The following is a 13374-nucleotide window of genomic DNA, read 5'->3' as shown; positions in this document are numbered from 1 at the left end:
TACTGTTTTTTAATGGTTTCTATTTTAAATATGCAAATAATAGGGGCATTTTTTTTATGTGATAGCTGTTGTGCTGCCAATTATTTAGGCAACAGCTAAGATTGTTTGGGGTGGTCTTCTTTTTGTTTTAAGTATACAAAGCCCAGTTGGGATTCTATGATGCGTTGCAACTACCTAACAAAAGCTTTTTTTTGTTGGGATGATCAGTTTTTAGCGTACTAAAGATTTGATCCTTAATAGTAAAAAAACGGAATCGTTTATTTGTAATTGGCTGTGGGCTATACCTTTTCGCACTGTAGTAGAAGAGTGGAAATCTTTTAGGTGGTATTTGTATTTCAAATATAAGTCTTTTTTCTTACAAATATAATTTTTTAACTACAAAATATCAAGCGTCACATTATACCCAACTACTATTTTGCACCCAATAAAAAAAGCCTCCTAAAACAAGTTGTTTTTGAAGGCTTTTGTAGTGCTTTTTTGTGAAAGTATTTTTTGTTTTATATTCAACGATTACTATGTTATTTTTAAACTAATTTTGATAATTATTGATAAAGTTCTTAAGTACTATGTTTTTTCATTAAGTGATTAAAGTTTTTCCAAAATTTACGAGTTTGTTTTTTAATTGAATCTTCGTTATTGATTTCTCTCATTGTACAATTAGCTTTATAGACATAACTCAAATAGTTTCCCCAATTATATTCTTTAGTTTTTAGGTATTTTGTTTTATCATCTTTGGATGGTCTATAAATTAATTTTCTTTTAGACCCCTTATACGAAAATCTTTTAAAAAGTTTAGATTTAAAAATTCTTTTATCTGGATTCTTACTATATTTTGAGAGTGAAGCTGATTTTTTAAATGATTTTATCATTGAGCGATAAAATTTGGAAAAGCCAGAAGTTTTAATCAGTACTTTTTGTCCATCATAAGAAAAGCCTAAGTATTCAAGCGTTTTATTGAAATTTGGTATTTTAGTTATTTCATCAATTTCAAAACCTTTAAACGTATTTTCTATATTTTCGAATCTATATACACTTGTTTTTTTTGGTTGAATTTCAAGATTTGCTATATTTTTGGACGAAATATTTTCTCTAATTATTTTGATAATCTCATCCTCATATTCTTGCTCGCAAATTATAATTAAATCATCACTATATCTTTGATAATATCCCTTAATTGAATCAACTTTTTTATAAACAATTTTGTCAAAATCTATCATATAAACATTTGCCAATGTTGCACTTATTGGGCTTCCTTGTGGAATTCCAACTTTATTATTTTTTGAAATAACTAAATTTAAATTATTCTTTATAAATTCATCTTTTTCACAGTATGCAACTGCTTTTTTTTCTTTGAAATAGTGAGATTTACTAATTTCTTTTCTTTTGTAAATTGATTTTTTAGAGGAATTAGGCAATCCTCTTTCAACTATCATAGTTCTATGATAACTATTAAAAAGTTGTTCGCCTTCAATATATTTAATCTTAGTTAGAGCCTTGAAAACATTATAATGCTCTGAAGGTAAAGTTTTCTCACTTAATATTTTAGTCCACTGTTTTTTTAATATTTTATGGTCAAGATTGTCAAAAAAAGAAGTGACGTCAGCAACAATTACAGAAAGTTTTTTGTCATTATTTTTTTTAATAAATTCAAATGGTTCTTTTGCAAACTCAATATTACATTTGTTATTTTCTGCGCCTTCAAAAAGCGGAATTTTTCTATATGCAACTACCGAATTGTTATATTCTTTCTTTGAAATATATGCTTCATAAGCATCAACCAATAAAGTATTGTAGTACGAAAAAATTAAAGAATCAATATGTGAAGCAAAAAAAATATTTCTATCTTTTTTATCTTTAATTCTAAATCTTTTTTTTGTTTTTGTTTTGTCAGTCCTAGTTTTATCGGGTCTAAATTTCCTTTGTGAGATACATTTATGAATGAGAGGAAGAAAGCTGTGCTTTTTTATTTTTTCTTTATCCATAACATACTTTTTTGCCCAATTATAATCTTTAATCGTAATTGGTAAGCCAATATGTGGATATTTTTTAAGTTTAAACCAGTTTTCTATTTCCATATTTAAAAAAAAGGGGTCAGATTTTATAGTAGTAGGTTTAGAATGTACAGGCTCCGTCGAAGCTTTTACCTTTTGCAAGGCTATTGCGACACTACTCTTTTCAGGTATAGAAATTGTTATCTTTGTAACTAAATTAATAAACACATCAAATATGTTCAGAAAATTGAAACGCAGAACCAACCTCAGGGTTTCAACAGTCATTATGCTGTTAATAACTCTTTCCTCATTAATTCTTTCATTAGAACATTTGGAAATTGGTATTTACCTTCCCATCTAACGTATCTTTTAGAATGGTATATTATAGTTAAACGTATCATTCCGACCTTCTGACCCCAAAAAGCTTATTTTTATTAAATCATTTTTTAATTTGTAATTATAGATTTTCTTCTTTTCCTTGAAATTTAGCATCTTTCAACTCTCCGCAATTTCACATAGTTCCGACAATTTATTACTTTGTTGTAAAAATATGTAAATCTCTTTTTAGTAATTTTCAGCTAAGAAAAATAAAATGGGCTATTGCGTAAAACCTCTGTTGGTTTCTGGCTCTAGATTATAATTTCTTCCATTAGGTCTAGTTTATTCATTAAATGTTCAATTGGTATGTGGCTACCATTTTGTCGACTATCTATAGTTTTAAATATTTCAAGAAACTGTTCATTTTTAACTGCATTAATGATAGAACTAATTTTCAGTTTCTCCACACTTCCCTCTCGGTCATATAAATTTTTCCGATTGGATGTACCAAAAAGAGAATTATTGTAAAAGAGTAACATATATGCTTCCAACCACATTAACCCGCTCTGGTTATCCTCGGTAATTTTGTTTTTTAAATATAATATAATTTTGTTTTGTAGTTCAGGTATGCTTAATTGTTTTAATTTGATATTATTATATAAATCACCATCGATTATCTTTAAATATGAAAGGAAAAGATAGACTTCTGGGATTACATATGAATTAACTTCAAAACTTCTTAATGCAAGTCGAGCTATCGAAAATATTTTTTCTTGTTGTCTTAATGAAACTGAAGCATCACCAAATAATAGGTTAGACATTTCTAAAAAGTGGTTTTCATCATAATTTAATTCTTTGTATATTCTTCTTTTTGCTGAATTGAAAAATTCAGCAAAATCAAAATAGTCATAAAGGTATTTGTAATATAATCCTTTTTCTGGTTCAGGAATTGAATATTCAATATCAATGAAGCGTCTTAAATATTCGTCTGAATTAATCCTATCACTTCCATAAACGCCCCTAATTCCATTTCCTAATTGTGCTTTATCTATTGATAATACAAAAACTATGTTAGGAACAGAGAAGAAATGTTTAATTTGCTCTAAAATCGAAACTGCATAATTTGGACGACAACGATCAAGTTCATCAACTATGAAAACTAAGGGTTTTCCATCGTTAGTATTTGTAATAAATTCAGATAAACTTTTTCGGAACTCAGAAATGCTTTTTTTTCTTTCAGAGTATTCATTGACATCTTTTTCAAAAATATCTGTAAAACCTTTTGAAATGTCAACTATTGCTTCTTTAAAATTTTCTGTGTTGATATAATTATCTGCTAGAGCTTTTACAAGAGTTGGAATTAAATGTTTAGAAATTGCTGCGGCACTTTTTAACGCTTCTTTAAATTTTGGTTCATTACTTTTTGTGGTAAGTGTTTTTAATTCACCCATTAAAGCGGTTAATGGATTATTTTCAAAATCATTTTCCCATGCATTAAAATATACAGTTTGATAATTGTAGTCCTTTAGTTCTTGTTCCCACATTTTGATAAATGTAGTTTTTCCAGTTCCCCATTTATTATTAATTGCTAATACAAAACCATTCGGATATATATCAATAATTTTCGTTAAAACAGTTGCATATTTTTGTCTTCCAAGTTTACAATTTAGAAATGGCTTTCCAGCTGGAATTTTTATTTCATTATGTCTGATCATTGTAAAATGTTATTATTTATTTCGATGGTTTTAGGCGGTTGCTGTTAACTCATTTATCCTCAAACTAATTTTCATTCTTCAACCTTTATTAGGATGTATACCCGAAAATTAGTTTAGCTTTTTATATCTTATCAAATATATTTTATTTTTTCTTACCAATTGGCTCTATCATTTTTTATTTACTATTATTTATATTTTATAGTATAAGAAGTATTCTTTTTTTAACGAAAGCTTTGTTTTTCTTCAAAAAAGAAACCTCGCTTACAGGTTCGTAAACGAGGTTGGTTTTTATAGTTATTTGTTGTTTGTAGCTTTTGGAGGAAGGCTAGGTATGGGCTATGGCTGTTTTTATTTTTTCTGCGTTACTCTAATACCATCAAAGTAATTGCCATGTTGCAAAGTGATCATTAATATTCTATCTGCATTAGAATTATTTTTGTTCATAGTGATCACTATTTTTTTGCCATCTTCTTTCCTTTCTACTTGATATTCTGGATGCACAACAATCCAATTTTTATCAAGGTTATTAATTGTACTGAGATCAGTAGCTTTTCCATCCAAAAATATTTCGTTTAGCCAATAGTCTGTCGATCGAGTTTCTACGGTATAAGAACTTTGCGAAGACTCCATAATGATGTCTTTTTTTGATAGTTTAATATCGTCATCTGCTTTTCCGTCCTCATTTCGGTCGCACGAAATCATCGAAAATCCAATTAAAAGAAATGTAAAATAAACGCAGGTTTTGCTCATGTTTTTAAGATTTAATGTTCAATTATGTTATTTGTAGTAATTACTACCATTACTACCACAGGTGTTTTGGGAGGTTGCTATCACTAGCTTTTCTTTTATTTTCGGTTCTCAATATCGTCAAAATATGCCATTACTTTTTTTTCTGTGTCGTTTTTCAAATGTACTTTGGTGTCATACAGTTCAGTCCTTAATTGTCTGTATAACAATACCGCGTTTCTCAAACTTTTTACTAATGATTGTTTGTCGTAATTTGGTAATGTGAGTTTTAGTTGGGCTAAATCGTCACTGTTTAAATCTTTTTCTACTTTCCTTACGCCACGAGGCAAGTTGTCATTTTTGATGTGAAGCAAGGGTCCAAAAACGACCATTCGTAAAAATCCCATAAAATCATAGGCTTCAAGATATTCTCCACGTCCAATTTTTAGTAAAGCATAATGTATCCATGTCCAAAAGCGGTCTTCAATCCATTGATAATCGGGATATGGAAACTTTGCTTGCGAATTATGAATTGCTTTTTGAAGTTGTCCGTTTTTGTCCAGCAGTATTTCGGGAGTTTCAATACGATTATGAAACTCCTCAAGTGTTACAAATTTTATGTCAACGTGTAGGAGTGGGTTGTCATAAAGACAAATTAGAACTCTTGGTTCACCAACGTGTTCGCCTGTAAACCCAGATAAAAAATTCCCTAATCTTTTTGCATAGTCAAGCATTAGATTTTTGTCAGCTGAAATTTTTTGTTTAGTTACTATAATCAAATCAAGATCGGAAAACTCATCTATCTCGTTTGTCAGCCAAGAGCCGGCCACAGCTAAACCAATGACATTATCGTCTGGCTTTAAAATTGTCTTGGCTTTTTCGGCAAATACTCGTTGTATCATTTGGTTTGTTATGGTCTGTTTTGTAAATGTTTTATAACGTTCTGGTAAGCGAGTTTGGGATTAAAATTAAGCTCTATTTTCGGATTTGCAAAATTATTTCTTAGTGCAAAAGCAAGTTTGGGTTAAGGTACTTTAAGAATTTATTGTGATGAGTGTTATGGGATATTACTTGTCATTTTTTATTTTTAGCACTTTTCAATTTCATAATCTCATCTTTCAATATTTTCAATTCGTGTTCTTGCTTTTCGCTTTTTTTATTTTGTTCAATTATGTAAAGTGTCATTTCTTCCATTTTCTGTAATAATTTCATTTGAAAATCTTTAATATTGAGTCCGCTTTCAAGCATTTCTTTTTCTGATGCTATTTCTGGTAGGTGTTCTTTACTTGTTACAAATTTTTCGAGTTCATTTAAACTCATCAATTTATAATCCTTTTTAAATACAAAATCAGGAACACAGGTTCCCTGCAAATCTACTTTGATTTCTTTGGCTCGAATTACTCCACAAACATCAAGTTTATATTGTGGAGTATTTGTTCCTATACCAATAAGACCAGTTGATGAAATTCGAAGTCTTTCTTGTAAATTAGAAATTTGAGGATTATCAGTATCTCCATTCCAACCAGAATAAAAAACTAATGCCTTTCTACCATAAGTTTGATCATTCACACCTCTCATAGCCACACCGTTATTAGCTTGATATCCTCCTGTTAAAAGTAAATAAGGAGTGTCGGTATTATTATCCCCATTAAGCGCGTGTAAACGCAATCCGGCATCATTTTTTGATGCATTTACTTGTAATTTTTTTTCTGGGTTATTTATTCCAATCCCAACATTATTTCCAGTATCTATGATTTGTGCATTCATTGTAAAAATAGAATTCAATGTTAGTAGGCTAATTAAAATTTTTATCTTCATTTTCATTTTATTGACTGTTAATATTTATCGCTTTTTATGTTGCCATAACCCATGCCTTTCTTAAACTATATAGGGTTTGGTAATAAGTTATTATCTATTTTCGGATTTGCAAAATTATTCTAAATGCAAAGACTAGGTTTTTATTAAGATAATAGTTTAAATAAGCTGTGGTAGTCGTTAGCAATAGTGCTTCTCGTTTTTTTTACTTATGATTTATGTTTTTTATCCAATTGATTGCATTATTCATTGGCTCTTCAGAGTCTGAAAATGCTGTGTTGTGTCCCAAGTCTGTAAACAATTTATAGTCGTAATGTTTTCCTTTAGACTTTAAGATATCAAGATACTCTATTGATAGATTTGCTGGAACTTGAATGTCTTTACGACCATAAATCCAGAGTCCTGGAATTGATAATCTAGAAAGAATATCATTTGGGTTTGTGTCAATAAACTCATATTTGTCTGGGTCGTTGAATATATGTTTTCTTGCTTCTTCTTCGGTGTGGGTATCCCAAAAATTTTTATCTCCATTGGTATAGAATTGGAATCTCAATTGTTCTTTAACCGTTATAAGTGCGCCGCTAAATATAGTCATAAATTTGACCTTCTTATTTTTCTCTGCTGTCAACGGAATTATCCATCCGGCTTGACTACCACCTATTAAACCTATTGGTATTTGATCATTTGATAAAAATTCAGATAAAGTATTGACAGCAGCACTTGCATCTAAAGACAAAAGATTTAGGTTAGAGAAATCAACATTATTAGTGCCTACTTCAGGTCCGGCATATATACCCGCAGATGCTCCAACTCCACGTTTATCATACGTAAAAACTACAATTCCGTTGTTGGCTAGGGTAGTAGCAAATTGTATCATTCTTTTTTCTTGTCCAGATCCATGAATAATGACAACGGCGGCCTCAATGTTGTTAGGTATAAAAATAGTTCCGGCGAGTACATCTCCTTCACTAACAAATTTTATTTCCTTAGTAGTAAAATTTGGAGGAATTGCTGACGCATAATAAGTGACAAAAAACAATAATAGTAAGAGAGAATATTTGCCTATTTTTTTTGCTCTTAGAATGCTTTTAAAAATTGCTAGTTTGTTTTTTCGCTTCATTTTTCTTAAATTCTTTTAAATTAATTAAGTCTTGCTTTTTTGGAGGCGTTATGATCACTAACATTTTGGACTGTAGCGAATTTTAAACTAAATTAAGCCCTATTTTCGGATTTGCCTAATCATTTTAAATAGAAGACTTTCTATTAAGTCATTTGCCTAAATACAATATTCTTTTTTTAGCTTCTAATTTTTTAAATTTGAGCATATTAAAATATAATTTTAAAGTTTCTTTTTTTCGTCACTTGTATATTCCAAAATATCACCTGGCTGACAATCCAATGCATTACAAATTGATTCTAATGTGCTAAAACGAATTGCTCTTGCTTTTCCTGTCTTTAAGATGGAAAGATTAGATAATGTTAAATCGACTTTTTCAGAAAGTTCATTTAGAGAAATTTTTCGCTTTGCCATCATGACGTCTAAGTTTACAATTATTGGCATAGCTTAAACAGTTAGTTCGTTTTCGTTTTGAATATCTATTCCTTTTTTAAAGATAGTCGCAATAACGTAGATTACAGCTGCCATCAAAATAAAAGCTTCACTATCTTCCCAAAACTGGTTTAAGTTGTCAATAACAAAGCCACGATGAAGTAGATTTTTAGCCGACTGTTGAGCGATATAACTTAAAAGTCCGATTGAGAGAGTAAAGTAACTAATTAATGAAATTTGTCTCGAAACAAAGTTGTTGAACGGCTTTAGTAGATCAATTTTGCTCACTAATATTATGACTACATAAAAAAGGACAGCTTTCAAAATTGCGATGACAAGTATAAAACTGTACATACTGAAAAAAGCCAATTTATTACGTTCGTACATTTCACTTAAATCAAGTTTCTGATAAAGATTTGCGACAAATTCAGGCTTATAGAGGCTAAAAATAAAATTGACGATTAGCCCACCGGCCTCAATGCATAAGCCAACAAAAATGATCCAAGCCACAATACTTAATCCTTTAAATACGATGTTATTTGTTTTTGACATAATTATTTGAATTTAAATTACATCACGAATATAATAATTATTTATTGATAAACAATAAATATAGGTTTTTATTCAATATATTTTTGTTTTACTAGAAAGGTTGGCAATGGATTATATTATTAACTCCAGCTCATATTTATTTTTCAATAATTTCTTTTAATGCCTTTAAGACAGGATTTTCTTCACCACTGTCTTTCTCGATTACGGCTCCGGTACGATTGTCTTCTTTTACAATTTCTAGTTTAACCCTATCATCATCATCAGATAGTATATAACTCATGATGAAATAATTTTCTTCTTTGTCCTCTAAGTCAGGTCTCGGGAAAAATAAGCTATATTTGATTAGCTTATGAGGTACAATGGCTATTATTTTTCCCCACTGCTCAAAAACTTTATTATCCCACTCATTCCTGAATCTAATTTCACTACCAACTTCCCAGTCGGTAATCAAATCACTTCCGTACTGCCATTTTTTTACAATTTCTGGTTTGGTGAGAGCATCCCAGACTTTATCTTTACTTGCATTAATTAGAATTGTAGATTTGCTTGTTATCATTGCTTTTGTATTAATTAATAATGGGTAAGTAAATCGTTCTGTGCTATGCTTGACAGCGGTGAATGGAATATGCTTTTTAGGTTAAATTTCGTTTTGTTAATTCTTCGGGCTGTTTAATGATTTTAACCCCAAAACTTAGTTTCATTTTTTATATCCTATCAAATATATTTTATTTTTTGATACACTATAAAAAACATATTTAGCTGTTGGGCTGATCATTTTTAAACAAAAAACCAAGTCCCATGTTTTTGAGCATCTTTTTTTCGAAAGTCCAAAAAAAGCGAAATTGCCCAAAAATAGTACCTATAGCCACTAATAAAACCTGATAAATAGGGAAGATGATAAGTAATCGAATTAAAGTAAACCAGCCTCCAAAATCTGCTTTGGTAATGCCCAACCATGCGCAAAAAGGTTTAGACAACCATGCAGATGCCGATCCGGTGATGGCAAATACAATAAATATTATGGCAAGTTGTAAATTTGAGGTAATGCCCCAACGTTTCTTTAGTCGATTCATTTTTATTTGTAATGATTACAAATATAGTAATCTAAATTTAAGGACTAAAATTATCTGATAGGAATATAACCTCCGCCAAGATTTTGTTGGTAGGTATTCTGAAAATAAATCATATAGTTGTAAATCAGGTAATTTACTTCGTATCCGTAGCGAATATTGGGCCTGTAATCAATCGTCATTTCATACAAATTAGGATTGTAGCGTTGTGGCTGCATGACCCGATTATTCCATTCTAAAACATAAAACTGATTCTTGGTTTCGAGATACGACAGCGAATAGTAATTACGAGGCTGAGCTCTGGAGGCGAGCCAGCTGCTAAATCCGTTATCGATAATAATAACTTCATATTCCAGAGAATCATTGGCAATGCGCACCGTATCATTTATGGCGAGCTTCTGTTTTGTAGTACCATCAAGTGTTTTTTGCGGTGTCGAGCAGGCAATAATCACCAATAAAACAAGCAGTATGTAAATGCAATTTTTCATATTCCTGAAATTTTGAACTTAAAAGTACGAAAAAAAACTGGTTTTGGATGCTTGTTATCAGTTGTTTGTTGGTGGAGTCTCTCACTATCTCAACCTCTGCACCTCTGCATCTTTGAGCCTTTGTAACTCCACAAAAAAAAGCCATTTACGACAAAGTAAACAGCTTTTTTAACTTAGAACCTCAGCATCTCAGCGCCTTCAAAAAACCTATTTTCCAAATAATTTACCAAGTAAACCACCAATTCCGCCTTTGCTAGAGGCAAGAGCAGATGCGTCGCCTAGATCTACTTTTCCGTCTCCGTTTTGATCCAGGCCAAATTGCATTCCGTATTTAGAAATCGTGTCCATGATGCTGGAGGCTTGACCGCTATTTCCAGAAATAGCACTAATAATGTCCGAAATTTGAAAACTACTGTCATTAGGATCTTTTGCTTTGTTGACTAAGGCACTTAATACTTGCGGAATCATACTTGCCGCAACTCCAGAAGAAGTTTCGCTACTCAAACCAAACTTTTGTCCCAGACTTCCAGTCAATTGTTCTGTGAGTTGTTTGACAACGGGATTAGAACTGTCAATAGATTTTCCTTGAAACAAGCCGGCCAATTGCTCGGTGCCACCTTCAGCAGCAATTTTTTTCAGACCTGAAAAAATAGAACTGCTTGCTTCCTTCATTACATCTTCGTTTTGCTCATTAGGAACAGCATTGTTTTTTACGACAGCATCACCGCCGTATTGTTGTACTAATTGTGATAATTGCTCAAACATTTTTTTTAGATTTTTGGTTACAAGTATCAAATTTAGTAAAAAAAAGAAAGGGATTTATTACAATTGTAATAAATCCCTTTTTCTTAATATAATATATAATCCTGATTAGCTTAATAATGTGATAATTTGTGAGGCTAATTCAGTTCCGATTCTGTCTTGTGCTTCTCCGGTTGCGGCTCCGATGTGTGGAGTCAACGAAATTTTTGGGTGCATAAGGATCGTCATTTCCGGTTTTGGTTCGCTTTCAAAAACGTCCAATCCTGCAAAAGCCACTTTTCCAGAGTCCAATGCTTTTATCAAAGCCACTTCATCAATAACGCCTCCACGAGCACAGTTTACAATACCCACACCGTCTTTCATAGTAGCCAAAGCCGCTTCGTCAACAATGTAACCATTTTGTGCCGGAACGTGTAGTGTAATAAAATCTGCCTCTTTAAACAATGATTCTAATGATTGCGAAACAATCGTTGTCGTGATAGATTGACCATCAAAAAACGTTACCGTTACATCTACAGACGGAATAAAACTATCTGCTGCAATTACTTTCATACCCAAACCAAGCGCCATTTTTGCAGTAGCTTGACCAATACGGCCAATACCCACAATACCTAACGTTTTACCTCTTAATTCAACACCATTTGCGTATGCTTTTTTCAAACCATCAAAGTTAGAATCACCTTCTAACGGCATATTTCTGTTTGAGTCATGTAAAAAACGAACACCAGAAAACAAGTGTGCAAACACCAATTCGGCAACCGATTCAGATGAAGATGCCGGTGTATTAATCACATGAATTCCTTTGCTTTTGGCATAATCCACATCAATATTGTCCATACCAACACCACCACGGCCAATAATTTTTAGCCCCGGGCAAGCATCAATAATATCTTTACGAATCTTGGTCGCACTACGCACCAAAACTACGTCTACATTGTTTTCATTCACAAAATTAGCTACTTGTTCCTGTGCTACTTTTGTCGTTATCACTTCAAATCCACCTTTTTCTAAAGCTAGAATTCCACTTTTAGAGATTCCGTCATTGGCTAATACTTTCATTTTAGTTTATTTGTTTATTTGGTTAATCGTTTAACCGATGAACCAATATTATGATTTTTTTTTTTGATTCAGGAGCTAATCCCGCTATCCGCTCCAATCTTTTGTGCCGAACCCCGGTACAAAAGGATTTCCACTGCTATCGGGGCTAGAAATCCGGTGTTCAATTGCTATTTTCGATTCAACAATTAATCAAATTAACGATTAACCGAATACACAATTAAACTTTACTTTCCAAAGCCTTCATTACATCTACCAATACCTGAACACTTTCGATAGGCATAGCGTTGTAAATAGAAGCTCTGTAACCGCCCACAGAACGATGTCCTGGCAATCCAGAGATATTCGCTTCTTTCCATAAAGCATCAAAAGTAGCCGTATGTTCTTCGTTGTTGAGCAAGAAAGTCACATTCATTTTCGAACGGTCTTCAACAGCTGCAGCTCCTTTAAACAATGGGTTTCTATCGATTTCTGCATATAATAAAGCGGCTTTTGCATCGTTCAGTTTTTCAACAGCTGCAATGCCTCCTTTGCTTTTTATCCATTGCAAAGTCAATAGCGAAACATAAACGGCAAAAACAGGAGGTGTATTGTACATACTTTCTGCTTTAATATGTTTGGCATAATCCAACATACTTGGAATTGTTCTTCCGTTTTTACCCAAAATTTCTTCTTTGATTACCACCAAAGTAGTTCCTGCAGGACCCATATTTTTTTGAGCTCCGGCATAAATCAAATCAAATTTAGAGAAATCTAAATTGCGCGAAAAAATATCAGAACTCATGTCGCAAACCACAGGAATGTTGGTTGCGGGAAATTCTTTCATTTGAGTTCCAAAAATAGTATTGTTGCTCGTACAGTGAAAATAATCGGCATCAGTTGGTATTGAGTATCCTTTCGGAATATGATTGTAATTTTCTTCTTTAGAAGAGCCTACGATAACCGTTTCTCCAAAAAGCTTCGCTTCTTTGATCGCGGCCGTTGCCCAAGTTCCAGAGTCTAAATAAGCAGCTTTTCCGTTTTCTTTCATCAGGTTGTAAGGTGCCATCAGGAAGGCAGTACTTGCACCACCTTGCAAAAATAAGGCTTGATATCCTTTTCCTTCCAATCCTAATAATTCTAAGGCTAGCGATCGAGCTTCGTCCATTACCGCAACAAAATCTTTGCTTCGGTGCGAAATTTCCAGAATAGATAATCCGGAATCGTTAAAATTTAGAACTGCTTTTGATGCTTTTTCAAAAACTTCTTGTGGTAAAATACTTGGTCCTGCGCTGTAGTTGTGTTTTTTCATGGTAGAGTTAATAGTCCGAATTTTAAAAACGCAAATTTCGG

The 13374-nt window shown here is 32.1% G+C and carries 14 protein-coding genes; all 14 read right to left on the bottom strand.

Annotated elements, in window-relative coordinates:
- Positions 1–557: 557 nt before the first annotated feature.
- The 14 genes from J3495_RS06250 to serC all read right to left on the bottom strand — a co-directional run bounded on the left by J3495_RS06250 (position 558) and on the right by serC (position 13333).
- Positions 558–2276, bottom strand: a complete 1719-nt coding sequence (locus J3495_RS06250) for a reverse transcriptase domain-containing protein (RefSeq protein ID WP_236025406.1) — start codon at positions 2274–2276, stop codon at positions 558–560.
- Between the two features lie 344 nt (positions 2277–2620).
- Positions 2621–4024, bottom strand: coding sequence for a KAP family P-loop NTPase fold protein (locus J3495_RS06245; RefSeq protein ID WP_210665716.1), 1404 nt, complete (start codon positions 4022–4024; stop codon positions 2621–2623).
- Positions 4025–4372: 348 nt separating this feature from the next.
- Positions 4373–4774, bottom strand: coding sequence for a BACON domain-containing protein (locus tag J3495_RS06240; protein ID WP_210665715.1), 402 nt, complete (start codon positions 4772–4774; stop codon positions 4373–4375).
- Positions 4775–4869: 95 nt separating this feature from the next.
- A complete protein-coding gene (locus tag J3495_RS06235) occupies positions 4870–5652 on the bottom strand; it encodes an aminoglycoside 6-adenylyltransferase (RefSeq protein WP_210665714.1) in 783 nt (260 codons plus the stop codon).
- Between the two features lie 172 nt (positions 5653–5824).
- Positions 5825–6574, bottom strand: coding sequence for a hypothetical protein (locus J3495_RS06230; RefSeq protein WP_210665713.1), 750 nt, complete (start codon positions 6572–6574; stop codon positions 5825–5827).
- A 196-nt stretch (positions 6575–6770) separates the two neighbouring features.
- Positions 6771–7685, bottom strand: a complete 915-nt coding sequence (locus tag J3495_RS06225) for an alpha/beta hydrolase family protein (protein WP_210665712.1) — start codon at positions 7683–7685, stop codon at positions 6771–6773.
- A 219-nt stretch (positions 7686–7904) separates the two neighbouring features.
- On the bottom strand, positions 7905–8126 hold the full coding sequence (locus J3495_RS06220; protein WP_210665711.1) for a helix-turn-helix domain-containing protein: 222 nt from the start codon (positions 8124–8126) through the stop codon (positions 7905–7907).
- Between the two features lie 3 nt (positions 8127–8129).
- A complete protein-coding gene (locus J3495_RS06215) occupies positions 8130–8666 on the bottom strand; it encodes a DUF2975 domain-containing protein (protein ID WP_210665710.1) in 537 nt (178 codons plus the stop codon).
- A 136-nt stretch (positions 8667–8802) separates the two neighbouring features.
- Positions 8803–9222 carry an SRPBCC domain-containing protein gene (locus tag J3495_RS06210; protein ID WP_210665709.1) on the bottom strand — a complete coding sequence of 140 codons (420 nt, stop codon included), beginning with the start codon at positions 9220–9222 and terminating at the stop codon, positions 8803–8805.
- 199 nt (positions 9223–9421) lie between these two features.
- Entirely contained in the window at positions 9422–9739 is a 318-nt protein-coding gene (locus J3495_RS06205; RefSeq protein WP_210665708.1) for a DUF6787 family protein, read from the bottom strand.
- 50 nt (positions 9740–9789) lie between these two features.
- Positions 9790–10224 (bottom strand): DUF6146 family protein, encoded by a 435-nt coding sequence (locus J3495_RS06200; RefSeq protein WP_210665707.1) that lies wholly within the window; start codon positions 10222–10224, stop codon positions 9790–9792.
- Between the two features lie 207 nt (positions 10225–10431).
- Positions 10432–10989 (bottom strand): DUF937 domain-containing protein, encoded by a 558-nt coding sequence (locus J3495_RS06195; protein WP_210665706.1) that lies wholly within the window; start codon positions 10987–10989, stop codon positions 10432–10434.
- A 105-nt stretch (positions 10990–11094) separates the two neighbouring features.
- Positions 11095–12045 (bottom strand): D-2-hydroxyacid dehydrogenase, encoded by a 951-nt coding sequence (locus J3495_RS06190; protein WP_210665705.1) that lies wholly within the window; start codon positions 12043–12045, stop codon positions 11095–11097.
- Positions 12046–12262: 217 nt separating this feature from the next.
- Positions 12263–13333, bottom strand: a complete 1071-nt coding sequence (gene serC, locus J3495_RS06185; RefSeq protein WP_210665704.1) for a 3-phosphoserine/phosphohydroxythreonine transaminase — start codon at positions 13331–13333, stop codon at positions 12263–12265.
- Positions 13334–13374 lie beyond the last annotated feature (41 nt).

It is taken from the genome of Flavobacterium geliluteum (assembly GCF_017948595.1).
Lineage (GTDB): Bacteria > Bacteroidota > Bacteroidia > Flavobacteriales > Flavobacteriaceae > Flavobacterium > Flavobacterium flavipigmentatum.
This window is presented reverse-complemented; position numbering and strand designations above follow the sequence as displayed.